The sequence below is a fragment of the Halomonas elongata DSM 2581 genome, from assembly GCF_000196875.2.
GTDB lineage: Bacteria > Pseudomonadota > Gammaproteobacteria > Pseudomonadales > Halomonadaceae > Halomonas > Halomonas elongata.
In genome coordinates this window covers 2,127,103-2,153,503 of sequence record NC_014532.2, presented here as the reverse complement: position 1 = coordinate 2,153,503, position 26,401 = coordinate 2,127,103, and the positions used below count along the sequence as shown (strand labels likewise).

Annotated in this window: 21 protein-coding genes; 13 read left to right on the top strand and 8 right to left on the bottom strand. The window is 58.3% G+C overall.

Annotated elements, in window-relative coordinates; translation table 11 throughout:
• Positions 1–63: 63 nt before the first annotated feature.
• Complete coding sequence (locus tag HELO_RS10190) at positions 64–957, bottom strand: LysR family transcriptional regulator (RefSeq protein ID WP_041602073.1); 894 nt, start codon at positions 955–957, stop codon at positions 64–66.
• Between the two features lie 109 nt (positions 958–1,066).
• Between HELO_RS10190 and HELO_RS10185 the strand changes: the two genes are divergently transcribed.
• The 7 genes from HELO_RS10185 (at position 1,067) to HELO_RS10155 (ending at position 7,512) form a co-directional block, all read left to right on the top strand.
• Positions 1,067–1,897, top strand: coding sequence for an SDR family oxidoreductase (locus tag HELO_RS10185; protein ID WP_013332600.1), 831 nt, complete (start codon positions 1,067–1,069; stop codon positions 1,895–1,897).
• Between the two features lie 235 nt (positions 1,898–2,132).
• Positions 2,133–2,879 (top strand): DeoR/GlpR family DNA-binding transcription regulator, encoded by a 747-nt coding sequence (locus HELO_RS10180; protein ID WP_162301213.1) that lies wholly within the window; start codon positions 2,133–2,135, stop codon positions 2,877–2,879.
• Positions 2,872–4,008, top strand: coding sequence for an MFS transporter (locus HELO_RS10175; protein ID WP_013332599.1), 1,137 nt, complete (start codon positions 2,872–2,874; stop codon positions 4,006–4,008). The genes HELO_RS10180 and HELO_RS10175 overlap by 8 nt, the downstream gene beginning before the upstream one ends.
• A gap of 169 nt (positions 4,009–4,177) precedes the next feature.
• Positions 4,178–5,002, top strand: coding sequence for a MipA/OmpV family protein (locus HELO_RS10170; protein ID WP_013332598.1), 825 nt, complete (start codon positions 4,178–4,180; stop codon positions 5,000–5,002).
• Positions 5,002–5,688 (top strand): response regulator transcription factor, encoded by a 687-nt coding sequence (locus HELO_RS10165; RefSeq protein ID WP_013332597.1) that lies wholly within the window; start codon positions 5,002–5,004, stop codon positions 5,686–5,688. Before HELO_RS10170 ends, HELO_RS10165 begins: the two co-directional genes overlap by 1 nt.
• Positions 5,657–7,027, top strand: coding sequence for an ATP-binding protein (locus HELO_RS10160; RefSeq protein WP_013332596.1), 1,371 nt, complete (start codon positions 5,657–5,659; stop codon positions 7,025–7,027). The genes HELO_RS10165 and HELO_RS10160 overlap by 32 nt, the downstream gene beginning before the upstream one ends.
• 35 nt (positions 7,028–7,062) lie before the next feature.
• Positions 7,063–7,512: a Rid family hydrolase gene (locus tag HELO_RS10155; protein WP_013332595.1), complete on the top strand. Its 450-nt coding sequence runs from the start codon at positions 7,063–7,065 to the stop codon at positions 7,510–7,512.
• 43 nt (positions 7,513–7,555) lie between these two features.
• Here the strand turns inward: HELO_RS10155 and dhbA are convergent, their stop codons facing one another.
• From dhbA to HELO_RS10135, 4 genes are read right to left on the bottom strand one after another with little or no spacing between them, the layout of a single operon-like run.
• On the bottom strand, positions 7,556–8,311 hold the full coding sequence (gene dhbA / locus HELO_RS10150; RefSeq protein WP_013332594.1) for a 2,3-dihydro-2,3-dihydroxybenzoate dehydrogenase: 756 nt from the start codon (positions 8,309–8,311) through the stop codon (positions 7,556–7,558).
• Between the two features lie 13 nt (positions 8,312–8,324).
• Positions 8,325–9,197 (bottom strand): isochorismatase family protein, encoded by an 873-nt coding sequence (locus tag HELO_RS10145; RefSeq protein WP_013332593.1) that lies wholly within the window; start codon positions 9,195–9,197, stop codon positions 8,325–8,327.
• Between the two features lie 9 nt (positions 9,198–9,206).
• Positions 9,207–10,832 carry a (2,3-dihydroxybenzoyl)adenylate synthase gene (locus HELO_RS10140; RefSeq protein WP_013332592.1) on the bottom strand — a complete coding sequence of 542 codons (1,626 nt, stop codon included), beginning with the start codon at positions 10,830–10,832 and terminating at the stop codon, positions 9,207–9,209.
• Positions 10,829–11,950 (bottom strand): isochorismate synthase, encoded by a 1,122-nt coding sequence (locus HELO_RS10135; RefSeq protein WP_198410705.1) that lies wholly within the window; start codon positions 11,948–11,950, stop codon positions 10,829–10,831. The genes HELO_RS10140 and HELO_RS10135 overlap by 4 nt, the downstream gene beginning before the upstream one ends.
• Before the next feature lie 461 nt (positions 11,951–12,411).
• Between HELO_RS10135 and HELO_RS10130 the strand changes: the two genes are divergently transcribed.
• From HELO_RS10130 to HELO_RS10105, 6 genes are read left to right on the top strand one after another with little or no spacing between them, the layout of a single operon-like run.
• Positions 12,412–14,208, top strand: coding sequence for an ABC transporter ATP-binding protein (locus HELO_RS10130; protein ID WP_198410704.1), 1,797 nt, complete (start codon positions 12,412–12,414; stop codon positions 14,206–14,208).
• A complete protein-coding gene (locus tag HELO_RS10125; protein WP_041602072.1) occupies positions 14,205–15,980 on the top strand; it encodes an ABC transporter ATP-binding protein in 1,776 nt (591 codons plus the stop codon). Before HELO_RS10130 ends, HELO_RS10125 begins: the two co-directional genes overlap by 4 nt.
• Positions 15,980–16,921: an ABC transporter permease gene (locus HELO_RS10120; protein ID WP_013332588.1), complete on the top strand. Its 942-nt coding sequence runs from the start codon at positions 15,980–15,982 to the stop codon at positions 16,919–16,921. Before HELO_RS10125 ends, HELO_RS10120 begins: the two co-directional genes overlap by 1 nt.
• Entirely contained in the window at positions 16,921–17,868 is a 948-nt protein-coding gene (locus HELO_RS10115) for an iron chelate uptake ABC transporter family permease subunit (protein ID WP_013332587.1), read from the top strand. The genes HELO_RS10120 and HELO_RS10115 overlap by 1 nt, the downstream gene beginning before the upstream one ends.
• Positions 17,865–18,641 carry an iron ABC transporter ATP-binding protein gene (locus HELO_RS10110; protein ID WP_013332586.1) on the top strand — a complete coding sequence of 259 codons (777 nt, stop codon included), beginning with the start codon at positions 17,865–17,867 and terminating at the stop codon, positions 18,639–18,641. Before HELO_RS10115 ends, HELO_RS10110 begins: the two co-directional genes overlap by 4 nt.
• Positions 18,638–19,618, top strand: a complete 981-nt coding sequence (locus tag HELO_RS10105) for a siderophore ABC transporter substrate-binding protein (RefSeq protein WP_013332585.1) — start codon at positions 18,638–18,640, stop codon at positions 19,616–19,618. The genes HELO_RS10110 and HELO_RS10105 overlap by 4 nt, the downstream gene beginning before the upstream one ends.
• Positions 19,619–19,737: 119 nt before the next feature.
• On the opposite strand, the gene HELO_RS10100 is transcribed toward HELO_RS10105, so the two are convergent.
• The 3 genes from HELO_RS10100 to HELO_RS10090 all read right to left on the bottom strand — a co-directional run bounded on the left by HELO_RS10100 (position 19,738) and on the right by HELO_RS10090 (position 26,155).
• Positions 19,738–22,536 (bottom strand): condensation domain-containing protein, encoded by a 2,799-nt coding sequence (locus tag HELO_RS10100; protein WP_162301212.1) that lies wholly within the window; start codon positions 22,534–22,536, stop codon positions 19,738–19,740.
• Between the two features lie 121 nt (positions 22,537–22,657).
• A complete protein-coding gene (locus HELO_RS10095) occupies positions 22,658–24,769 on the bottom strand; it encodes a TonB-dependent receptor (RefSeq protein ID WP_013332583.1) in 2,112 nt (703 codons plus the stop codon).
• A gap of 189 nt (positions 24,770–24,958) precedes the next feature.
• Entirely contained in the window at positions 24,959–26,155 is a 1,197-nt protein-coding gene (locus tag HELO_RS10090) for a histidine decarboxylase (RefSeq protein ID WP_013332582.1), read from the bottom strand.
• Positions 26,156–26,401: the final 246 nt, after the last annotated feature.

Here is a 26,401-nt window from a genome sequence, read left to right as displayed (position 1 = left end):
CTGGCTCTGGAAGGTGGCTCGAGGCATCAATGCGAAGACGTTCGAGTCTCGACACGGCGAATACTACATTTGCAGCTCTCGCAGTAGATCGACGAAAGCCCGCAGGCTTGGTGGCACATGTCGATTGTTGGGGTAGTAGAGAAACAGGCCTGGAATGGGTGGGCACCAGGCTTCGAGCACGGTGACCAGCTTCCCCTCGTTCAGATGGGCCTGTACGTAGGGTTCAGGCACATAGGCAATACCCAGACCATCCGTTGCAGCCTCTACCATCAGTTGACTGCTATCCAGGGTCAGGGCGCCGGGTACATCGACCGCCACGTCCTGGCCATTCCGATGGAACTCCCAGCGGTAGAGCTTGCCACTCGGCAACCTCTGCCTTATGCATTGGTGGGTGGCCAGGTCATCCGGTGTCTCGGGTGCCGTCCGACCACGCAGATAGCGAGGTGAGGCAACGGCAAGAAAGCGCATATCGCGTCCTACTGGGATGGCGATCATATCCTGAGGGACGGCCTCTCTCAGCCTGACACCTGCATCAAAACCCTGTCCGACAATGTCAACGAGCCGTCCCTCGGCCACGAGATCGAGTTCAACGCCATCATGAAGGGCGAGATAGCGTGGCACGACGGTTTGCAGTAACAGGCGAATCGCTCCTTCGCTACCGTTGATGCGCAACTTGCCCGTGATTCTTCCTTCGGAGCTCGATGCTTCTTCCAGGACTGTGTCCAAATCGCTCAACAAGGGTTTCAAACGCCGTAGCAAGCGCTCACCGCTTTCGGTCAAGGATACGCTACGTGTGGTTCGGTGCAGCAGTCTCGTGCCTAGTCTTTGTTCGAGGGAACGTACAGTGTGGCTGAGAGAAGAACGACTGACGCCCAGTAGGTCGGCTGCCCGGCGAAAACTGCAGTGTTCGGCCACTGCCTGGAAGGCCTTGAGGTCAGTTAGCGATGGCTTGCTCATTGGTGAATAGTTTTCACTTCTTCATGCCAATTGTTGGGTATTCTTTAAACAGTGATACTGCCATAGCCTTTGTCTTGCAACATGTGATGAACGATTTAGGAGATTTCTCGTGTCCAAGACTTGGCTTATCACAGGTACATCCACCGGCCTTGGCCGCCTTCTCACCGAGCGGCTGCTCGAACGCGGCGACCGTGTGGTCGCTACGCTACGACAGTCTGGCGTACTCGATGAGTTGCTCCAGCGTCATGGTGATCGACTGCATGCGCTCACCCTCGATGTGACGGACACCAAGGCAATTAGAACCGTCATGCAGGAAGCCTTCGAACGTATGGGGCGTATTGACGTCGTGGTCAGCAATGCCGGTTATGGTCTCTTCGGCGCTGGTGAAGAAGTGAGCGACGCACAGATTGAGCGCCAGATCGCCACCAACCTTACGGGGTCGATTCAGCTCATTCGTGCCGCTCTTCCACATTTGCGGGAGCAGGGGGGCGGTCGCATCGTTCAAGTCTCGTCGGAAGGAGGGCAGATCGCCTATCCGAACTTCAGTCTCTACCATGCGACGAAGTGGGGTATCGAAGGATTCGTGGAATCCGTCGCCAAGGAGGTCGCACCGTTCGGCATCGATTGCTTGATCATCGAGCCGGGACCGACTGGCACCAACTTCGCTGCCGGATTGGATCATGCCCACCCCCTTGCCTGCTATGAAGATACGCCGGCCGGCGAAGTCCGACGAGCGGTGGCGTCCGGTGATTTTGCCATCAAGGGGGATGCCGCCAAGACGGTCGATGCCATCATCGTGGCGGCAGACGCCGAGACGCCCCCGTTCCGCCTGGCGCTGGGAAGCACCGCCTATACATCCATCAGGCAAGCCCTCAGCGAACGGCTTCGCCTGTTGGAGGAGCAGAAAACGGTGGCGCTTGCCGCGGATCTGGATGGCTGACATCGATCAGGCCTGCGTATTGCTTACTACCCGTCAGTAACAGATCCGTGATGCCTGGGTCGAGAGGGTGCTCGTCCACCAGTCGGATGATCGACTTCTATGCCGGGTCGGTTCCGAGCAGTTGAATGCCGTCATGACTGCTGACTGCCATCCAGGTCTCTGGCGCTTCATGCATGGAGATGCTAAAAATTGCATGATATTGCAATATACTGCATTTCCATGCATGGGAGACATAATGCTAAACGTCCCGGAAACCCGGCAGCAGCAGCTAATGGCCAGGCTTGCCAATGGCGAGCAACTTGTCGCGCAGGACCTTGCCGTGGAGTTCGGCGTGTCACTGGACACCATTCGCCGAGACATCATTGCTCTCGAACGACAGGGAAAGGCACAGCGGGTCCGGGGTGGTGCGGTTTCCACCGCTCCGGCCGCGGCTCCTCTGCAGCATCGGATCACCGTTCATCAACGGGCCCTCGATGCCATTGCCGAGCGGGCCTCGAAGTCGATTGACGATGCTGACACTCTATTACTCGATGGCGGGACCACGGTACTTTCGCTCGCCGAGAGGCTACAGCCGAAGCCGGGGTTGCTGGTGATGACACCTTCTCCATGGGTTGCGGTGGCATGCCAGAAAAATGGTGTCGATGTCTTCATGTTGGGAGGCCAGTTGAGCGTACGCGGCGGCGTCAATGTCGGTGATTCGGCCCTGCTGGCCGCCGCCAGCCTTTACGCGGACGTTGCCGTACTCGGCGCTTGTGGCCTGGATGCAGAATTTGGGCTGAGTGTTGATGATTTCCAAGAGGCGCATCTCAAGCACGCCATGTCCCGAGCGGCCAAGAGAACCTTGGTGCTGGCCTCACGCGAGAAGGTCGGGCGACGCGCTCGGCATAGGGCAATCGCGCTCGAGGATATCGATTGTCTGATCACCGATGCCGAGGAAGAGGGGGTATTCGGCAGTTCGGCTCTGGAGGTCCTTCATGTTTAGCCTTCGGAGAGCCTGGCTTGCCGTGGCCGCCATGTTCTTTCTCAACGGCGGACTATTCGGTTCCTGGGCCTCGCGCATTCCTACGGTAGCGTCGCATCATGATCTGGATGGTGTACGACTTGGCTTGCTATTGCTCGTGCTGGCTGCCGGCGCCCTGATCTCGTTTCCTCTGGCTGGCAGGGCCTCGGATGCCTTCGGTGCTGCGCGCACCACACTTGCTATCGCTGTCGCCTATACCCTTGCTCTGATGATGATCGCTTGTGCATTCAACCTCTGGATGACTGCCGCTGCGCTGTTTCTGTTCGGTGCCGGTCATGGCGCCATGGATGTCACGATGAACAGCTGGGGAGGCGAGGCGGAGCGTTTCATCGAAAAGCCGGTCATGTCGTCGTTTCATGCCATGTGGAGCCTGGGCGCTGGAGTCGGTGCGGCTGTGGGCTATATGGCAGTCAGGCTGGACTTGTCGCTGCTTGCGCACTTTGCGCTCATCGGTACCGTGATGTCCGTGAGCACGATCTGGCTCGCGAACATTGGCTGGCAATCCGAGACGAGGCCGCGTCCGGCGGGCACAAAGCGCTTCCCATTGCCCCATGGCATCCTGCTTTGGGTCGGGATCATTGCCTTTTGTTCCTCTCTCGGTGAAGGTGCCGTTGCCGATTGGAGCGCAGTGTTTCTAGTCACCGTCACATCGGCAACTATGGCCCAGGGAGCGATCGGGTACGCCGTATTCTCGATGGCGATGGTCATCATGCGGTTGATCGGCAGCGGCGTGATTGCCTGGTTGGGCCCGGTGAGCGCCGCACGCTTCGCGGGATGTTCCGCATCCATCGGTGTGCTTCTGGCTGTGCTTCCTGCCAATTTCATGGTAGCGCTGCTTGGTTTCTTCTTCCTTGGTATCGGTTACGCTCTCATCATGCCGCTGGCCTTTTCGCGTGCGGCCAACGATTCCGATACACCACCTGGCATTGCCATTGCCAGTGTGGCGACCCTGGGCTACGGCGGCATGTTGCTCGGGCCGCCATTGATCGGCTTTGTGGCACACTTTGTCACGTTGCACTATGCCTTCGGGATTCTGGGCCTTCTGGCACTGCTCATCGTGTTCACTGCCTCATCACTCGAGCCTAGTTAGGTTCTTGTTCGGTGAATGTCGACTTCTCTGGCATGGGGTGGGGCTTCCCGGCAACGCGTCTTACAGAGTACTTGCCGAGAATCGCGACGATCGAGGGTTTCGGTAAGTTCTCAGTAAGTGAGCGGCTGCGATAGTGAAGCTTCCTTTCACCCAATGTGAGGAGTTCCCCATGCCGCTATCGCATCCATCGACCTCGACTTCCCCGGGTTACGCCCTGCGTATGGCCGCTCTTTCCGTGATGGCCGCTGGTTCCTGCATGTCGTTCACGGCCGTGGCCGGTGAGCCGTCCGGTGCGGGGGCGTCGACCACATCCTGGGCTCTGGGGCTCGGCATCATGAGCGAGCAGGAGCCTTATACCGATATCGATCGGGAAAACACGCCAATACCGTTGCTTGAGTTCGAGAACCGGTACATTCATCTATTTGGCCCGCAGATCGAATTCAAGCTGCCGAGTGTCGACATCAACGACGCTCAACAACTCAATTTCGGTATCGTCGGCAAGTACGACGGCAGTGGCTACGAGGAAGACGACGCCCCAATCCTCGATGGCATGAGCGAGCGCAAGGGTGGCTTCTGGGCGGGGGCCAGGCTGGAGTGGAGCAGCGATTTCGTTGATGCCAGCGTCGAGTGGCTCGCCGATGCATCGGGAAACAGCGATGGCCAAAGTGTCAATCTAGGCCTGGAGAGAACATGGCATGTCGGCGAGCACATGCTGCTCACTCCGCGTGCAGGGGCGAAATGGCAGGATGAGAAGGCTGTCGATTACTATTTCGGTGTTCGCGATGATGAGGTTCGCCTCGACCGTCCCGGCTATACAGGGGAATCTGGCGTCAGCGCCGAACTCGGCGTGCGTGGGGTTTACAGGTTCAATAGTCGGCATTCGATCCTCATGGATGTGGAAGTAACGAGTCTGGCGGACGAGATTCAGGATAGCCCGCTGGTGGACCGCTCGACCTCCAATAGCGTATTTCTTGGATATATTTACCATTTCTGATGAGCCGAATACTCCTGGTCGAGGACCACGACCGACTGGCCCAACTGATGTGCAAAGGGCTGATGGCTGCCGGAATAGCTGTCGATGTTGTCGATCGCATCGACACCGCATGGGCTGCCGTCCAGCAGATGTCCTATCAAGCGCTGGTTCTTGACCGGGGGTTGCCGGACGGGGATGGGCTCATCTTGCTGCAGAAAGTGCGCAACGCCGACCTTGGTGTGCCTTGCCTCGTGTTGACGGCGCGCGATGCATTGCATGACCGCGTGGAGGGGCTCGACGCTGGAGCCGATGACTATTTGCCCAAGCCGTTTGCCATGGACGAGATGGTGGCGCGTGTCCGGGCATTGCTGCGCCGCCCTGTGACGTTCCATTCGCTGGACTCCTGTCGCGGCGATCTGATGCTGCGTCCCGAGGCCGGTGCATTATGTTGCGACGATGAATGCGTCACCCTTGCCCCGTCGGAACTGCATATCATGCAGTTGCTCCTGGACAAGCATGAAGAGGTTGTACGTCGCAGCGCGCTGGAAGCGGCGGCCTGGGGGCTGAGTGAGGCGGTCACGCCGAACGCCCTGGATGTGGCACTGCATCGCATACGCCGTAAGCTGCTCGCCATCGGTTCGTGCCAGCGAATCGTCAACGTCAAAGGGTTGGGGTATGTGCTTCGTGAAGATGATGCCTCCGAATAGCATCAGTCTGAAGGTGCTGCTGGCCTATGTGGCGGGAATGGTGCTCAGCATCATGCTGCTGGTAATTGCTGTGGTCGTGCTGCTTCAGAGTAACGTACTGGCGCGAATGGACCTGGTCGATGCTGCTGAGGGGCTAGTGGACGATATCATGTTCGACAGCAATGACAGGCCCGTAGGGATCGACTCGCACCGCCTGAACGAGCTCGCTTGGTTGTTCAAAGGCCCGCTGCGCGAAACGGCATATCGGATTCTGGATGAATCGGGGGACGTGGCTGTTTTCTCGAGTGCGGGAGAGGCGTTCTGGCCGGCTGAAGGTGATCTTCTCTGGTTGGAGCGCGGCACTTTCACCTTCGAACACGAGGGCAACACCTTTCATGGCGCCACGGAGCCCCTCGAGCATGCAGGGAAAACGTGGTATCTGCAGTTTGCGGCCAGTGCCAGGTTCGTGGATCTCCTCCATCGCGCTGCCTTCCCGTACGTGGTTGCGGGCGTCATGATATTCGGCGGTGTCCTGTTCATTGCCTTCGGTTTATGTGCCTACATCACTTTGCGCTATACCCTCAAGCCGTTACGGGATGTCTCGGAATCCGCATCGGCGATTTCTCCGCACTCCATTGATGCTCGACTGAAGACGGAAGCGATTCCTTCGGAGATCGCCCCACTCGTGGAGAGTTTCAACCGTGCCCTGGAACGTCTCGAACGAGGCTATCGAGTACAGCAGGAATTTCTTGGCCAGGCGGCGCATGAATTGAAGACGCCACTGGCGTTGATGCGTGCGCAAATCGAGTTACGAGACGATGGCAGGAACGACCGCGACTCGCTGTTGAGCGATGTAGAGTACATGTCACGCCAGGTGCAGCAGCTCCTGCGACTGGCGGAAGCAAGCGAGATGCATAACTACCATTTCGCCGATGTCCCGATGCAAGAAGTAGCCCGGGAGGTCGCTGCTTTCCTGGGGCGCATGGCGGAGGCTGCCGATGTGCATTTGGAGGTGCGTGCTGTTGGCAATGCGACGTGGAAAGCGGATCGTTCGGCCTGTTTTACCTTGCTGAAGAATCTGTTGGAGAACGCTATTCAGCATGCACCCGCCAAGACAGTCGTCGGTGTTGAGATCCTGGGCGAGACGGTCACTGTGCGGGACAGGGGGCCTGGCGTCGATGAGGCCCAGCTTTCATTGTTATCTGAGCGATTCTGGCGGGGCGCGCATCGGCGAGATCACGGGGCAGGGCTGGGGTTGTCGATTTGCCAGGAGATTGCGGCGGCGCACGGCTGGCGTATCACGGCCGAGCGGGCAGAACCCGGGTTACGGTTCCGGCTGTCCAATGGCGAAGGTGAATGAAATTGCCCTCTAGTTCTGCATACAAGGAGATAGTGATGTCTGGAGTGAGGCGCGAGCCCCTGAATCCGTCCGATCTGACCGATACTCTGGTCGATGGTCACAGCCAGGCCGTGCTGGTCCAGGGAGGCTGTCGGGTACTGATTTCCAGCCAAGCAGGGGTCGATGCCGAGGCCAATTTGGCTGGCCCCGATCTGACCAAGCAGACCGAGGCGGCACTGGACAATGTCGAGCGTCTCTTGTCGAGTCTCGACGGCACTCTTTCCCATGTGGTCATGTTGAGGATCTATCTGACCGAGTGCGCGCGCTATGACCAACAGGCGGTGATCGAGGTGTTGCGGCATCGCTTCCTGGCTGCTCCGCCGGCTGCCTCATGGCTGATAGTGTACGGCCTTCCCGAACCGGAATGGCTGATCGCTGTCGAGGCCGAGGCGGTGGTGCCGGAACGCACTGACGATGCATGCCCGAATAGCCCAATCACGTACTAGGGGCGCTCTCGACGCCTTCGGCATGCCGGCCGACATGATGGTATCAGGCACCGAGAGTCGCCCCGCCGTCGATCACCAGATCCTGCAGGGTGATGTGTCCTGCCTGGTCAGAAGCCAGGAAGAGGACTGCAGTGGCGATGTCGTCCGGGGTGGCGAGCTTGCCCAAGGGGATGCCCAGCTTGTAGCGTTCGGGGAGCCCCTGAAGCGTAAGCTTGCAGTCATCCGGAGTCTGCCACATGCCGCGCAGCATGGGGGTATCGGTAGAACCGGGCGAGACCAGGTTGCAGCGGACACCGTAAGGCGCCAACTCGAGCCCCACGCAGTGGCTGAGGCTGGCCAGCGCAGCCTTGGAAGCGCAATAGGCTGTCATGCCCATGCGCGGTACATGAGCGGCGTTGGAGGCGATATTGATCACGGCACCGCTACGCTGGCGCTTGAACTGCGGGATCCATTGGCGCATCAGGTAAAACACGCCACTGGCGTTGACGTCGAGACAGCTATGCCAGTCATCCAGCGTCAGAGACTCGGTATCACCCAGACGCAAGGTTCCAGCGGCGTTGACCAGTACATCGAGTTCGGCACACTCCTCCTGCAGTTGGGCGCAGGTCGTGGCCACCTGATGGGCATCGGAGATATCCAGCTGGAGCAGGCGGAAGGGCGTTTCCTGCTCTTCGATACAGAGATCGAGCCCGATGACCTCGGCTTCCTCCGCGTGGAAGCGTTCGGCAATGCGCCGACCGATGCCGCTGGCGGCACCGGTAACCAGCACGCGCTTGTGACGAAATCTTGATTCTTCCATTCCCGGTGCTCCGTCAGGCGGCAAGGCGTTTCTGCTCGATCAGCGTCCACCAGGCCTCGAGCGTGGGAGTGCGGGTCAATTCCTCGAAGCTTAGTGTCACCCCTAATGTCTTGAGCTCGGCGACCAGGTTCATGACTTGAAGCGAATCCAGGCCATAGTCCAGCAGGTTCTCGTCGGCCGCCACCGCAGTGACATCCCCATCGATCAGTCGAGTGACGCGGTGTCTGAGCCAGTCACGGCTTGGCTGGTTGCTGGTATCGCCGACCAGATCGCCGAGGGCCGTCACGCAACCACAGCGTGACGCTACATAGTTCAGGGCCATGTGATGTTCTTCGGCGGAAAAGTCAGCCACGGCATCGCCGACCATGAAGGCCTGAATATCGACCATGAAGGCTTCGAGGGCGGTTGCCAGGCAGCCGATGTGGGCATAGACGCCAGTGATCAGCAACTGGTCGCGTCCCCACTCCTGCATCAGCGTGCGCAACTCGGAGCGCTGGAAGGCGCTATAGCGCCATTTGGTCAGTACGGTCTCGCCTTCGGCTGGCGTCAGGGCGGAGACGATGGCCTGTCGGCCAGGATCGGCCTCGGTCAGGCCCGGACCCCAGAAGTCGTTGAGCAGGGCGCGGTCTGACGGTGGCTGGTCACTTGGTTGGGCCGTATAGACCACTGGAATGCCTTGTTCGTGGCACCAGTCGCGCAGGCGAACGATATTCTCGATCAGGCGCTGGACCAGAAGGCTGTCATCGCCATAGAAGCCGATGAAATGTTCCTGCATATCATGGATCAGCAGGACGGAGCGTGATGCCTCGGCTTGCCAGGCGGCACGATTGTCAGGGAGGTCGCTGGCTGTCGGTAGTGGGTAGTCGGGCAGGTGTGGAATGGCCATGGTGTTCTCTCAATGCGAGGGTGAAGTGGTGGTGGATGCCAGTTGCTTGCGCAACTGCTGCTTGTCGATCTTGCCGATGGCCGTGACGGGCAGGGCATCGAGGAAGCGGAACCGGTCAGGCAGCTTGTATTCGGCCACTCCCTGGGCACGCAGGTACTGACGCAGAGCTGGAGGACGCAGCTCGGCAGAGCCGACGAGGAAGGCGCAGCTCTTTTCCCCCATCAGGGGATCCTGCATGGCAACCAGGGCCGCATGGGTGATGTCGGAATGCCGCAGCAACAGGTTTTCGATCTCCTCGGCGGCAATCTTCTCGCCGCCCCGGTTGATCTGATCCTTGATGCGTCCAACCACGCGCAGGTACCCCCCTGGCATGCGCTGTACCAGGTCACCCGAGTAGTAAAAGCCATCGGCGTCGAATACCTGGGCATTGTGCTCGGGACTGTTGTAATAGCCGCGGAAGGTATAGGGACCGCGTACCGCGAGCATGCCGGTCTCACCGTCGTCCACCTCGACGCCCTGTTCGTCGACTACCCGGACTTCGTCAGCGGGACTGATCGGTCGCCCCTGGGTGGTGAAAACGAGGTCATCGTCATCATCCAGACGGGTGTAGTTGACGAGGCCCTCGGCCATACCGAAGACCTGCTGCAGGCGACAGCCCAGCACCTCGGGAACACGCCGGGCCGTGGCCTCGGCAAAGCTGGCACCACCGACCTGCAGCAGCCGTAGCGAGCGCAACGCCTTGGCATGCATGGGAGCTGCCTGCAGCCAGAGCGCTACGGCTGGAGGGACCAGGGCCACCATGTCGACGGCATGGCGTTCGATCAGCTCGAAGCAACCGAGGGGTTCAGGGTTGGGAGCCATGACCACGCAACCTCCTGCATGGAAGACGCCGAGAGCCCCTGGAGAGCTCATGGGAAAGTTGTGGCCCGCGGGCAAGGCGCAGAGAAATCGCGTTTCGGTGGAGAGACCACAAATGTCGGCGCTTGCACGAACGCTGTAGTCGTAATCGTTATGTGTCCGGGGGATCAGCTTGGGTGTGCCGGTACTGCCGCCGGACAGCTGGAAGAAGGCAACCTCGTCGGGAGCCGTGTGGCTTTCCTGCCAGCCCGTCTCGGAAGGGGCTTCCAGCCAGTGTTCGAGACTCGTCTCGCGGTCGGAGGCTCCCAGCAGCAGGGTGGCAGAGAGGTGGGGGGACAGCCGATGCAGCTCACTCAGGAAGTCGTCATTGGCAAACAGTTCATGCTGACGGGCGGCGACGACCAGGCGCGGTTGCACCTGGCGGGCGTAGGCGCTCAACTCCAGTTGGCGATGGCTGAAGAGTGCATTGACCGGGGCGATACCGGCCTTGAGCAGTGCCAGGAATACCAGGTAGAACTCGGCGACATTGGGCAACTGGACCAGAGCCGTATCTCCCTTGCCCAGTCCTCGGGCGGTGAGATTGGCCGCCAGGCAGGCGGCACGCCGATCGAGTTCGGCATAGCTCAACTGGCGCTCGCCACAGATCAGTGCGATGGCATCGGGGCGTTCGTGTGCCTGGTATGCCACACCACGGGTCAAGGGGGCGTCGATCCAGTAGCCCTGCTGGCGATAGTGTCGGGCCATCTCGTCGGGCCAGGGCGTGAAGGGCAGCGTCATGACACCACCTCATCTGCGGGCCGGTCACACCAGGAGTGTGTGGCAAGTTGCGAGGCATCGAGGCCGAAAGCATTGAGCATGGTGCCCAGCTTGGCCTGGATCTCGGCCCATTCGGCATCGGGCTGTGAGGCTTCGACGATACCGGCACCGGCGAACAGGCGAATGGTGTCGTGCTTGATGCTGCCGCAGCGGATGGTCACGGCCCACTCCCCGTTACCCTCGGCATCGCACCAGCCCACCATGCCGGTGAACAGGCCGCGATCGAAGGGCTCGACCAGGTCGATCAACTTGCGTGCAGACTCGGTGGGATAGCCGCATACGGCAGGGGTCGGATGCAAGCGGCAGGCCAGCTGCAGGGCCGTGGTGGCAGGATCCGCGATGCGCCCTTCGAGATTGGAGGAAAGGTGCCAAAGCGCCGAGGTGCCGATGAGCGAAGGCGATTCGGGAATGTCCAGGCTGGTGCAGCAGGGGCCGAGGACCTGGCGTATCTCCTCGATCACCAGCCGATGCTCGTGATGATCCTTGGCCGATGCCAGCAAGCGTTCTGCCATTGCACGATCCTGCTCGTCATCGGCCTGACGCTTGGCCGAACCGGCCAGGGGATTGGACCTGATGGCCGTGCCTTCCTTGCGCAGCAGCAGCTCCGGGCTGACGCCAACCAGGGTGGCGCCATCGGCCATGGGGACACGGAACTGATAACCCCCGGGGTTCTGGCGACGCAGGCGCATGAGCAGCTGGTCGATATTCACCGCGTTGGATAAGCGCAACTCGAGGATGCGTGACAGGACCGCCTTGCGGATGTCGCTGTGCTGGAAATTGGCGATAGCCTGGCGTACGGCCTGCTTGAATGCCGCTTCCTGCGGTATGTCAGAGGCCTCGGCGAGTGAGGCCGAGGCGTTGTCTCCCGTATCTGCCGGCAATGGTGTCGGCTCTCTCCACTCGTAGTGGCGGGGAACATAGAGACAAGACGGCTGGCGCGTATCGAAGGGGATCGCCCCCATGACGATCGGTGCCTGCTGGCCGGCCTGTTGGGCCAGTTCCATGGTAGAGCGAATGGCGTGCTGAAAGTCGCCATCTGGTTGCCACCCCTCCCAGGCGGGCGCTGTGATCCGTGCCATCACACCCGAAGCATGGAGGCCTCTTTCCGGGGAGACGAACTGTAACCGCGTGGCATCGTCATGTGTCCGTGGCATCGCTGTTGCCTCAAATTGGAAATTAAATGATAATTGTTATCATTGTTTTTCAATAATAGAGTCTGAGTCCTCTGCCCTGTCAATCCTCCTGGGGCGAAAAACTGCTCCAGGGCGGATGAGGAAGGAGGAATGGGGAAGGGGAGGCGAGGAAATGGAGAATGAGCCACACGTCCGGTGCCCATCCGATGATGTCGGCGTTTTAGATCGGTGAGGGCTCGCTGACCTGATTGCCGAACTGGTGGCTTTCTATGCCGCGAGGCATGCCATTTCCTGCTTTCGGAACCGACTGCACTGCGAGGGAGTGCCAATGAACAAGCCCGTTGACGCTGCTGAAAGGGGCGGCGAGCCACAGGGACCGTGGACACGCGATGAGCGACGAGGTGACAGTGAGTAGAGAAAAGCAATCCAACCCCATCCGTCGACTGCTGCGCCCGATTCGGGGGTGGTTGGTCGTTGCCGTCATGATGGCGGCTGCAGGAGCGATGCTGACACTGGTGCCTCTGGCGGGTATTGCGCATATTGCGACCCTGATGCTGGGGGGCAGCGAGGTCGGAACATCGACGGCCTACATGGAGGCGTCGGTACGCGGCGAACTCTGGTGGACAGCCATCATCAGTCTCGTCTGTCTCTTCCTGGGGCTGGCGCTGGTGACCCTCAGCGAGTTCCTGGTGCACCTGGCCGACAACCGGCTGACCCGCCATCTGCGCCAGTCGCTGGCGAAGCGCCTGGCACAGGTTCCCTTGGGCTGGTTCACGACGCGAGCTTCGGGTGAGGTCAAGCAGGTCATCCAGGATGACATCGGTGCGCTACACGAGCTGACCGCACATTACTACACGACCCTGGGGCGCTGCGCCGGTGCGATCGGCATCTCGGTGCTTTACCTGTTCCTGCTCGATTGGCGCATGGCGATCTTGTCGTTGCTGCCGTTCCCCTTCTACTACCTGATCTTCGGTTCGGCCAAGAAGTCCATCAGTGAAGAGCGCATGCGCGACTTCGTGGCCGGCCAGACGATGATCAACAACGCCGTGGTCGAGTTCATCAACGGCATTCCCGTCGTCAAGGCATTCGGTGCGAGCGGCAAGGCGCACAGTCGTTACCGTGAAGCGGTTGATGAATTCCTGCGGGCCTTTCTCAATTTCACCCAACCGCTGGTGGCGCCACTGGCCAATGCCAATGCCTTGATTGCGCCGGTCACGGTATTGGGGATGGTTCTGATGTCCGGCACCTTGTTCGTTCTCTTGGGCTGGATAGATCCGCTGACGGTGTTGCCGTTCGCCCTGGTGGCACCTGGCATCTCTGCCCCCTTGATGCTGCTGGGATTTCTTGAGCATGGCGTCGCCAATGCTACGGGGGCGGCTCAGCGAGTCCAGGCGCTGCTCGAAACGCCCACCCTGGAGCAGCTCTCACCCGAGGAACGGCAGCACCCGGCGAGTACTGAAGTGCGCTTCGAAGAGGTCGGGTATGCCTATGATGGCCAGAACAGGGTGATCTCGAATGTCAGCTTCACGCTGGAGCCGGGCACGGTAACCGCTGTTGTCGGTGCGTCGGGGGCCGGCAAGTCGACGCTGGCCCGGTTGCTGCTGCGCTTCTTCGATCCGAGTGAAGGGCGTATCACCCTTGGGGGAGCCGATATGCGTCATATCGAGTCGCTCGAGCTGTACCGGCACATCGGCTTCGTGCTGCAGGAAGTGCGCCTGATCCATGCCAGCCTGCGCGAGAACATCGCCCTGGGCAGGCCGTCGGCCAGCGAGGAAGAGATTGAAGCCGCAGCCCGTGCCGCGAATATCCATGAGCGCATCCTGGAATTGCCGCGGGGCTACGATTCGGTGATTGGTGAAGACGCCCTGTTGTCGGGGGGCGAGGAGCAGCGTGTCAGCATTGCCAGGGCCGTGCTGCTCGACCCACCGTTGCTGGTGCTCGATGAAGCGACCGCGGCGGCTGATGCCGAGAGCGAGGCTGCCGTGCAGGAGGCCCTGTCGCGCTTTGCCCGGAGGCGCACCCTGATGGTGATCGCGCATCGGCTGGATACCGTCATGCATGCCGACCGGATCATTGTGATCGAGGACGGCAGCATTCTTGAGCAGGGCGATCACGCCGGGTTGCTTGCGCGTAACGGGCGTTATGCACAGCTGTGGCGGTCGGGTGGTTACGAGAGCAGGGAACAACAGGCGGTGCAGGCATGATGAAGGTTTTCATGAAGCTACTGGGCGAGGACCTTCCGGTCTTTCGTCGCTATGTCGGGATGGCTGTGCTCTATGGAGTGCTGAGCGGTTTGAGCATCGTGGCCGTGGTACCCGTGTTGAGCCGATTGCTGGCCGGGGATGGCGCTGGCGCCGCAGGGTGGCTGATCGTATTGGTCGTGGGCGTGGTGGCCAGTTGGTGGTGGCGGCGGCAGGTGGAAAAGGCCGGTATCGGTGTCGGTATTGCTGTGCTGCAAGGGGCCCGTCAACGCCTCGGCGACCATGTCGCAAGCCTGCCAGTTGGCTGGTTCACGCCGGATAACACGACGCGGCTGAACCATGTCGTCACCCATGGCCTGATGGAAGTGGCCCAGTTGCCGGCGCATGTCTTCACGCCCGTCATCAGCGGAGCTGTGACGCCGCTGGTGATTGTGGTAGCGCTCTTCGGATTGCACTGGCAGATGGGGTTGATCGCCTTGCTGGCGCTGCCCCTGTTGGCAGCTGTCTTCCTGCTTGCCGCTCGCCTGGGGCGCCAGGCGGATGCCGATTATCATCATAGTTCGGCGCAGACCAGCGGGCGTGTGGTGGAGTTCGCCCAAGCGCAGTCGGTGCTGCGGGCCTTCAATGGCGAGGGAGGTGGCATGCGCTTTCTGGAGCAGGCCATCGAACGTCAGCACCGTGCCGGCATTCGGCTCATCCGACTGTCGATGGTCTCTGTGGTACTCAACACCTGGGTCATTCAGGCCGTCTTTGCGGCACTACTGGTCACGGCCGTCCTGGGGTTGAGCGCTCAGCCGGGAGCGGTGGTGGAGCCGACGTCCGCCATTGCGCTGGTCGTGGCGCTGATTCTGGCCAACCGCTTCAGCGAACCGCTGCTGGACCTGGCCGGGTATGGTGAAGCACTGCGTGGTGCACGCAATCAACTCGATGCCGTGGGCCGGATCCTGTCGGCATCTCCCTTGCCGGAGGCGGTCAGGCCGCAAGCTCCCCGCGATGCTTCGGTCGAGCTGCGCGATGTGCATTTCGGCTATGCGCCGGAGCAGCCCGAAGTACTCAGTGGTGTCAGCCTGCGTGTCGAGCCGGGCAGCATGACGGCGCTGGTCGGGGCTTCCGGTTCGGGCAAGACCACCCTGGTGCGGTTGATTGCCCGTTTCTTCGATGTCGGCGGCGGCAGCGTATCGGTGGGAGGTGTGGATGTGCGAGAGATCTCCAGCGAGGCGTTGGCCGGTCAGATCAGCCAGATTTTTCAGGACAGCTACCTGTTCCAGGGCAGCATTGCCGATAACATTCGCCTCGGTCGTCCTGAGGCCAGTGACGCCGAGCTGATGGAGGTGGCCCGACTGGCCGGCGTCGATGAAATCATCGCGCGCCTGCCGGAGGGACTGGAGACGACTGTCGGCGAGGGGGGCGCGCGACTCTCCGGTGGCGAGCGCCAGCGCATCTCGATTGCTCGCGCCTTGATCAAGGATGCGCCCATTCTGCTGATTGACGAAGCGACGGCCGCGCTGGACGTCGAGAACCAGCGAGTCATCGTCGACACCCTGGAGCGACTGCGTGGGGAGCGGACTCTGATCGTCATTGCCCATCAATTGTCGACCGTGGAAATGGCGGATCAGATCCTGGTGCTGGATGACGGCAAGGTCGCCGAACGTGGCTCGCATGCCGAGCTGCAGGCCAGCGGCGGACCCTATGCGCGATTCCTGCAGCAGCGTAGGGCCGCCAAGGGCTGGCGTATTCAGCCGGTGGCCGGGGTGGTGGAAGGTTCAACCTCGTGATGCGGTGGGGGTTGTCGCTCTGCTTCGTGCTGCTTTGCCTTGTCTCGCTGCTGGTGGGAGTGAAGCAGGTCAGCCTGGTGCAGTTGCTGTCGATGTCCGACGATGCCTGGCTGACACTGACGGCAAGTCGCTTGCCACGGCTTGCCGCCCTGGTATTGGCCGGTATCGGGCTCTCGACCTGTGGGGTCATCCTCCAGCAAGTGGTGCGCAACCGTTTCGTCGAGCCGGCTACTTCCGGTGGGCTCGATGCGGCCAAGATGGGGATCCTGGTGGCCTTGACCCTGGCGCCGGCCATGGGCCCGCTGGGCCGGATGCTGTTCGCACTGGCCTTCTGCTTCGTGGCGAGTTTGGTCTACGTGACCATCATTCGGCGGATCAAGTTCAAGAACATGGTCCTGGTGCCCGTGATCGGGTTGATGTTCGGGGCCGTTCTCAGTGCTGCCGCCGAATTCTACGCCTACAGCAATAACATTCTGCAAAGCATGCAGGGCTGGCTGATGGGGGATTTCTCCCGCGTCGTGGCAGGCCACTACGAGATCATCTACCTGATACTGCCGGTCGTCATCGTGACCTATGCCTTTGCGCATCGCTTCACGCTGTTGGGCATGGGCGAGAGCATGGCTACCAGCCTCGGCCTGAGTTATTCGGGGACCGTGACTCTGGGCTTGCTGCTGGTCTCGACTACCGTGGCCGCTACGGTGATCACGGTCGGCGCCATTCCCTTCGTCGGCCTGGTGGTGCCGAATCTCGTCGTGCTCTATTACGGCGACAATCTCGGTCGAACCCTGCCCATCGTCGCCTTGGGGGGCGCTACTCTCCTGGTCGCCTGCGATATTTTCGGTCGACTGCTGATCTATCCCTTCGAAGTTCCGATCGGGCTCACGGCAGGAGGCATAGGTGGGCTCATGTTTCTGATACTGATCATCTGGAAAAATAGATAATGCGGTGGGATAACCGGATTTTCGTATGGGGCGTGCTTGTCATCCTGGCAGCGACCTTTGTGCTGGTGAACTCCGGCCTTGACCTGGACTACATCATTCCCAAGCGCCTGTCCCGACTCGCTGCCATGCTCATTGGTGGCGTTTGTGTTGCGCTGTCATCGATCATGTTTCAGACCATTGCCGGCAACAGAATTCTGACACCAGCGATAATGGGCTATGAGGCTGTCTATCTGCTGCTGCAGTCTCTGCTGATCTTGACGATGGGAGTCTCGAGCCTGGTGGTACTGGGCAAGAACGCCAATTATTTCATTTCCATTCTACTGATGCTGGTGTACTCCTGGGCCATTCATCGATGGTTGTTCCGGCAGGGAAAGAACAACGTCTTCTTTCTGTTGCTGGTCGGGCTTGTCCTGACCATGGTGATCAGTACCTTCACCCAGTTCATCCAGCTCAGAATCAGTCCCGGAGAGTTCGCGATCTTTCAGGGTTTCGCTCAGCTATCCTTCGAACGGGTGGAGCCTGAACGCCTGCTTTATTCCGCCATTCTTGTAGCGGTCGTGTGCGTGGTGGGGCGCAAGGACCTGCCGGTGCTCGATGTGATTGCTCTGGGCCGTGACCAGGCCATTTCCCTGGGGGTGGACTATCAGGCCAAGGTAAAGCTCTACCTGGCCTTGATTGCGGTTCTCGTGGCCGTTTCGACCAGCCTGATCGGCCCCACGGCCTTCATGGGCATATTCGTCGCCAATATCACCTATGCGCTGGCCCGATCACCACGGCATCGGGTCCTGTTGCCGATGGGATGTGCCATTGCCACGGGCATGTTCATCATCGCCCAGCTCATGGTGGAACACGTTTTCAACTACAAGACCACGATTGGAATCCTGATCAATCTGGTCTGTGGTACCTACTTTCTTATGCTCATGGTTCGCACTCGAGGAACCGTATGATCACGATCACCAACCTGCACAAGCGTTATGGCGACAAGGTGGTACTGTCCGGGGTCGAGACTCGCTTCCCATCAGGCTGTCTGACTTCGCTCATTGGCCCCAATGGCGCTGGAAAGTCGACGTTGCTGATGCTGATGGCTCGGCTCCTCGAGCCAAGCGGAGGGGATATCCGCCTGCATGGCGAGAGCGTCAAGGGTATCAAGATTGCCGATTACGCCAAGCGTGTTGCCACCTTGCGCCAGTCACCTGACTTCAACCTGCGTCTGCGGGTCGAGGAGCTCGTCGCCTTCGGGCGCTTTCCCTATAACCGAGGTGTCCTGACCGGTGAGGATCAGTACATCGTCGATGAGGCCATCGAGTTCTTGTCGCTCGCCCCACTGAGGCGAGCCTATATCGATGAGTTGAGTGGTGGCCAGCGCCAGATGGCCTTCTTGGCCATGACCATCGCTCAGCAGACGGAATATCTGTTGCTGGACGAGCCATTGAACAATCTCGACATGCGGCATGAGGTACAGATCATGCGCGCCCTGCGCTGCCTGTGTGATGACCATGGAAGAACCGTGGTAACGGTCATCCATGACATCAACTTCGCCGCCAACTATTCCGATCATATTGTCGCGATGAAGGAAGGGAGTATCCATTTTTCTGGTTGCGTCGATGATGTCGTGACCAAGGAAAGGCTTCGCGACCTTTATTCGCTGGATTTCGAGATCCTGAGCAATGGCAATGGACGTCTGTGCAATTACTTCACCCCGAGAGGAGAAATACGATGATCGAGAATATCAAGAGTGGTGGACGAGCGGCTGCGCTGGCCGTTGCCATGCTGTCCCTGGCACCTGGTGTCGCTCAGGCAGGGAAAGATGAGGAACATACCGATCCCTCTGGTGCCTTCAGTCCGATGACTATCGAGCATAGCCTGGGGAAGACGGTGATCGAGGAGCGGCCAGAACGCGTTGCTGTTCTCGATATGAACGAACTCGACTTTCTGGACCAGCTTGGCGTCGAGGTGGCGGGAGCTCCCAAGGATTTCGTGCCTGATTTCCTGTCCCAGTACAAGAATGATCCGGATGTCATGGATCTGGGGTTCATCGTCAAACCCAATATCGAGAAGGTTTATGAGCTTCATCCTGACCTGGTATTGATGACGTCCCTCCAGGCGAATCATTATGATGAAATAAGTCAGTTTTCTCCGGTGCTTCACTTCGATGTCGACTATCGTAACAGCCAGAGTGGGTATATTGAGGTGATCAGGGACCACCTGATGACACTGGGAAGGATCTTTGGCAAGCAGGAGTTGGCAAGGGAAAAAGGCGAGGAGCTCGAGGAGAAGGCTGAGGAGGTGAGGAACGTCACGGAAGGACGTCCGGAAAAAGCCCTCGTGGTGATGCACAACAATGGCACCTTTGCTTCCTTCGGTGTCAATTCGCGTTATGGCTTCGTATTTGACACTCTAGGCGTCAAGCCAGCCAGTACCTCACCTGAAACAGGACTACATGGCCAGCCGATCTCGAGCGAGTTCATTCAGGAATCCGATCCCGACATCCTTTTCGTCATTGATCGTACCGCCGTGATGGAGCATCGCCCCGTGCTGAATGCCGAGAGTCTGGCGAACCCGCTTCTGCGCGAAACCAAGGCGTGGAAGAATGATCGCGTGATCTTCGTCGACCCGGAAGCCTGGTATGTCACCGGGGCCAGCATTACGCCACTCAACATCATCATGGATGATGTTCTCAAGGCTTACCGCGGCTGAGCCTGCATCGGTCGCCGGTAGCGGATCCAGGCAGCGCGAGGGCCATTCTGTAGTAACTGGTTTGCCTGCCAGCCATGCCTTGGAGGGCAGGCTGGCAGGCATCATACGTCGTCACCTGTTCATAGGGTCACTTCGCTGACCGGCGCATTCAGCAACTCATGCTCGGCGAAGAAGGAGAGCGTCTTGCGGATGGTGGCACCGAGCTTTTCGGCCTGCTCCTTGTGGTAGCGGTCAGCGTTATAGGTGATCACCAAGCGCAGGTGATTTTCGCCTTCGATATTGTCCTCCATGATTTCGAACTGAAGGTCGAACATCGACTCGCTCTTGTCTGGATCGATCTGGCGGTACCTGATGGTTTCTCCATCTGCGGTGGCAAGGGAGCCATTCAGGGCATTCTTGGCGTGGATCTGCACATAGGCTTCGAACGGCAGGCCATCACCCTCTGCCATGCCTAGCGCCTGTTGAATGAGGTCGATTGGTACATCTGCATAGGCCATCGACTCGCCGATCTGGTGCTGAATGTTGTCGAGTAGCCTGGCGATCGGCATTTCGGGCGTCACCGAGATCCGGTGGGCGACCATAGTGGTGAAGTAGCCGACCGTCTCGTAAAACGTCGGGTCGGTGCGTCCCGAAGCGGAGGTACCGATGACGATGTCCCGTGACTGCCCGATGCTGTGCAATGTCAGTGCAATGGCGGTATAGATGACATTGAACAGCGAAACGTTGTGGTGTCGCGCAATGGCATAGAGCCGATTGCTGATTTCCTGCGTGAGTGGCTGTTCGATCCAGTCCGCCGCCAGGGAGGCGGTTTCGGTCTCCTCCGGCTTATCTCCACTGAAAAGTTGCAGTTGGGAGTTGGCTCCGGCCAGTCGGTCCTTCCAGTATTGAAGATGGCCTGGATCGACTCCCGCGGTGTGCTGCTGATGGGCAAAGTCGTGGAAGGGTGGAGCCGGTCTTGTCCAGAGGGGTTCGCTGCCCGAGCTGCGAGCAAGATAGGCATGTCGCAAGTCGTCTATCACGGTATTGAGAGACCACTCGTCAATCGCCATGTGATGAACGAGCAGTGACAGAACCTGATTCCCGGTTTTCGAGTCGCGCAGGAAACGGACGCGGAGCGGCAGCTCGCTCGCTAGATCGAAGCGGTGTGAAGCCTCGTCCTGCAGGGTGATGCCCTGGCTTTCGCGGCTGGTCCAGAACCAGCGATAATCGGCCAGTTCCGAGATGGAAATGGCCTGCTGCCATGTCCTGCCGTCTTGCTGGTAGAACAGGGTACGCAGGCCTGCATGCCGCTTGAGCACATCCCTGAAGGCCTGTTCGAACAGGCTCTCGTCAACGGCGTCCAAAAACTCCAGCCCGAAGGGAAGGTTGAAGATAGTGCCAAAGTCGTGAGCGGCATAGGCCTTCCATAACGAGGTCTGGGCCAGCGCGAGAGGAGCCTTGGAAGAAGCGACAGTCTGGGGGGGAGAAGGAGAGGGGCTGCAGTCAGCTCTCGTCACCGATATCCGAGCGGCAAGCGCTTCTGCCGAAGGAGCGTCGAAGAAGTCATTGAAATTGACTTCCAATCCGTGCGAATCCAGTAGACGGCCGATGATGCGTGTTGCCAGCAGAGAGTGGCCGCCAAAGTCGAAGAAATCATCATCCTGCTGCATTTCGGGGGCGCCGAGTGTAGTGCGAAACTCCTCCAGAATAATCATGGCGATATCCAGCCGGTCGGCGACGTCTTCTCTTGTGTCTTCGGCACTGGTAGCTGGCTGCGTATCCAGGCCCGACACGGATGGTTCTCCTGATGCCAATCGGCAAAGGAAGCGATCGAGGAGGAATACGCCCGCATGCGAGGAAACCGCCTGGCCGGTGGTAAGGACGAGGTCAATGGATGACCCATGGTCAGGCATGATGGCAAGCATGAAGTCGGTATGAGCCTCGCGGGTGGGAATCAGCAGTTCCTGATCGATGATGCCATCAGGGCTTGTCAGGCCTCCGGTCAGGTTGATCTCGATCCAGGGCAGGGCATCATCAGGTTCCGAGATGGAGGAGGCATGCCCTTTGATCGTTTCCATTATCGTGCGGTGTGCCAGCACGTCACCATCGCCAGGGCGAAGTGTCAGCCGATGAGTTCCCCCAGGAGTGATCAGGCTCAAGCCGATCGTTTCATGTTGTCCCGTTTCGGCGATGAAGCGGGCAAAATGCGTGGCAATGATGACCCGGAGCGTCGTGATATCCACTCCCTCGCTGGCGATAGGGGCAAGGGGGATTTCATGTGTCGATAGAGAGACCTTGTATTTCAGGGCCAGATACCGGGCTCTGCCGAGAGGCACCAAGGGTGTCTGGAGACTCTGGATGGCATGCCCTGAGGCATTGCGAGACCACTGGATGGGCGCCACGCTCGAAGGGAGCGCCGGTACCCGTTCGGCAGGCAGGACGTGTCGGGCAGAAGCAAGAGGCTCATCCAGGTAGAGCCCGGACACTGTCTGCAGAATGCGGGAAACGCACCAGCTTTCAGCCAGGATCTTGTGGGCAGCAAGTGCCAGGATGACGTCTTCATTGCAATGGATGATCGCTGCCTTGAAAGGAGGAACTCTCTCGAGGTCCCAATGAACCTCCTGCCATTCCACAAGTTGACGCGCCATGTCCGAGGTTGTGTGTGCCTGTCGGAGATCGACTCTGGGGCTGGTGGAGGCGGCGTACGTCTTGACCAGCTCGCCATCATCACGGAAGCGGTAGCGGGCATCGAGCTCGGGGTAATGCTGCGTCAGTGTCTGGAGGGCTTGCAGCAGTCGGGATAGTTCGACCTTGTCGCCTAGTTTCCATGCGCGCAACTCGCTCAACGAGCTGTCGGGGCTCTGTTGTTGCATCCAGATATATTCTTCATGGTTGGAAAGTCTGGAATCTGGTTGGCTCTCTGGCTGATTTTCCATCATCGGTGCGGGTTCCAAATTAAAGGGGGGCGAAGGAGTAACAGGAGTCCTGTGGGCTGGAAACTGGGCTACGGTATACCGGCCACTTCTCCACAAAAGGAAGAAAATAGCCGGCATCGCTGTATCAGAAGCTGGCTTTCAGCCCTACCCCGAATTCACGAGGAGATACGATATAGGCAGAAACCCCGGCAGAGCGGTCGGTGAATTTCTGCGTCGGAGCATCTTCATCCCAGATGTTGTCGACATAAGCGAAGAGCTCGATATTGTCGGTCAGGTAGTGCGTCAACTTGGCATTGGCAAGGGTGTAGGAATCGACATGAAGGCTCGGGTCGTTATCATCGGTCGAGAAATAACCATCCGTATGACGGATGTCCCCACTCAGACGGAACTGTGAATTGATATCCCATGCGGCGCCAATATTGAACATGTAGCCGGGAGATTGGGAAAACTCATTGTCAACGAATTCTGAGCCTCGAGAGTCATTGAACTCACTGACGTTTGTTTTCAAGAGACCAAGTCCAGCATGCAGACGAAGGGCATCCGTTGCCTGATAGTCAGTATTCATCTCGAGGCCGTAGGCTTTTGCTTCATCCCCATTGACGATTATCGAGCTCCTCCGGCCATCGTCAGTGTAATCGGTGACGGAACGTTGCGAGTCTTCGTAGACTGTATAGAAGAGGTTGCTGGAGAGGAAGAGACGATCATCGAGAAAGTTTGCTCGAGTGAAGAGTTCATAGTTCCAAGCGGTTTCTTCATTGAAGGTGTAGTATTTTCCTCCTGAGAAATCGACACCCGTTCCACCCGGAACATACCCTTTGCTGATCAACGCACCCACGGTGACATCGTCCGAGATATCGTAGGCAAGGGAGACTTTGGGAAGCACCGCATCAAAGGTTTCGTCATAGGCATAATCGACATCTGGAACATAGCTTGCAATACCTTCATGCTGTATACGGTCACGCTGGTAGCGTAGCCCACCTGTCAGCGTCCAGTCGTCGATGAATCTCCACGAAACTTCGGAAAAAATACCGAGGCTATCCTGTGTGATATCGGCATCGGTCCATCCTAGACTATTGTCAAGCTTGTTCTTGGAGTTCTCGTGTGAATAGTAAACTCCGGAGAAACCACTGAATTCCGATTCCGTGCTGCCGAAATTAAGGCGCAGCTCGTTGGATATGTTGTCAAAGTCCCGGGACGCAGTTCCGGAAAACGGTGGAGAGAAGTAGAAATTAAACTCCCCTGAAGAATATTGAAGCTGGTTGCTGATGCGCACATCATTGCCGAAATCATAGTCAAGATCGAGTATGGCTGTGTCGCTTACCGTCTCTTGAGTGTCTACATAAAGGGTTTCGCTATTATGATCCTTGTATGGTTTCGATACAGGTTCGCTTGATGGACGATCAACTTCCGTGTGAGAAAAGGTGAATTTCGCTTCGATCCCGGGGATATCGAGTGGTTGCCAGAGAGCCTTGAGTCGTGCGTTGAAATTCTCGAAATCCAGATCCTTGTCGTGCGCCGTAAACTCGGGGTTGGTGTAGGAGACGAAAGTATCTCGTCCGCTATAGTCGAGGGCGAGACGTGCAGCGAAGTCATCAGACAGTGGTCCAGATGCGACGAAGGAGGCACGTTGCTTGTTTTCGCTACCATATAATAGCTGGCCTCCCCATTCAGGGGTGAACGTCGGATCCTTGGTGTTAATGACAATGGCGCCTGCGATACTATTGGCTCCCTGGCTGGTAGTCTGCGGCCCGCGGAAGACTTCGATCGAGTCGACATCCCACAGCGTGGCGGCGCCGATGCCGTATTCGGCCGAGCTGAGATAGCGGCCATCTACACTGATTGTCGCTCGTGGAACCGGTTTGGACAGATAGGCATTCCCTGCTCTAACAGGCCCTTTGGTGTCAACGCCTCGAATTATCGGTGCGTCTGTCTTGCTTGTGTACAGTATATTCGGTACGCCATCCAGAATATCGGGAACCGTTTGTGCCTGTGGCTCGCTCTCGACATCATCAGCGGTGATGACAGATACACTACTGGCGGTCCGGTGCAATGATCTTTCCATCTTCTCGCCCGTGACGACAATGGTGTCCAGCTTTGTTGCATTGCTGGAATCTTCACCGTCCTGGGCTATGGCATGCCCTGCGAAAAGTGCCACACAGGGGATGAAAAAAGTATTGGTTAAAGTCGTTCCATGAGAATTTTTTGAGCGATGGGGCGTGCGATGCATTAAAGACATTTTTTAGTTCCGGTTGAATGATCTTGAAAATTCATCATGATGCTTGAAGTGAGATTTTGTTTTTGGTGGTGATCTATCCGGTTGTGTGGAGTTTGTTGATCCATTTTTTCGGTTTCTGCTGTTGTTGTTTCGTTTTCATTTTGAACATGGTGGGTGGCCTCTATGTGTCTGCGTAAAAAATAGTGTCGATCAGAAGGCAGTTCCTGCCCAGGAATGATTGCTGGTTGATTCGATTTTATCCTGCACGTCTGAGGTCTGGTGATGGCAAATTTCTGCCACAATATCGCTGATCAAGGTGTCAATTTTATGGGTGTCATGATGGTGGCCTGTAGTGATCAGGTGGGCGATATCTCCGGAAGCAGCCAAGCAATGTTTCTTGCATAATGCATCGGACGGTTTGGGAAAGACGACAGTAATAGAGTTTCTGTGTCGCCAGGCATTGATACCTTTCTGACGGAAGCAATCAACGGCATGCTGGGCCAGGTCCAGACAGCGGGTAATGCGGTTTCGCCAATCGGAGAATGAGTGGCTCCGCATTGCCGTCCACATCATCAAGGGTGTGTGTCCATTGCGTGAACCACTGATCGTCTTGTCGTCGGCCAGGATATAGTCGACTCTGGAGGTGATAAGAGAAACATGCCTCTGCTTAGCAACGACGACCCCACAGGGGATGGGGGATCCGATCATCTTGTGGCCAGAAACGGAAATCGAATCTACGCCATCCGCAAAGCTGAAAGGCTGTGGGTTATCCGTGAATGGGAGAATCATTCCGCTGAGTGCCGCGTCGGCATGTATATAGTAGTTGTCTCGCTCTATTCCGGCCTGGCTCAATCGTTCCTGTATGATGGAAATGTCATCGACAGCACCCTTCAGGGTTGTGCCGATGTTGGCGAAGATAATTGGGTTCTTCTCGCCATCAAGAGAGATGCTGCTGATGAGGTTATCGTAGTCTATCTCGCCATCAGGCTTTGATTTTATGGCTTTAGCCTTCATACGTAGAAGGCGTGCTATCTTGGATACGGAGTAGTGAGTGTCTCCGGAAAAATAAAGGGTTCCTTCAGGAAATATTTCTCTTGCCAGGTAGCACCCGAACATGTTGCCTTCAGTTCCCCCATTGGTCACATAGCCCCAGCTCTCTTCGAAAGGAATGGCGAAGAGGTTGGCGAAGTACTCCATGACTTCCTTTTCGAAGCTGAAGGAATTGAGAAGGTAGTTACAATATTCCGACCAGTCGCCGCAGTTGTTGAGGGAAAATCTCAAGAACCGCTCCAGGATGGTGTAGTCGAAGTCTGCGGACTCCGGGTATCCAATATTGAAATACTGATTCTTCACACAGTAGGCCCAGAATTCGTCGAGCTTGCCGTGGTCCTCGATGGATAGGGTCATTGTTACTTCCTTCTGGATAGGTACTTACGACATGACGGGGTCATGCCTCCGTGTAGTCAGAAGAGGTCAGTTTTCCCTTCAAGATCAGGCCAGGTCATGGACTCCATGGCAGATGCTCTGAACCTGTCTCTTCCTGTACTTGGTTGAAGGCCTGTCATGACTCGCGCTGGGGCTGGAGCATGGCTTGTCGACCTTGTCCTTACCCCTTTCCTCGAGAAGCGTGTCATGGAGGAAAGACACGCTTTT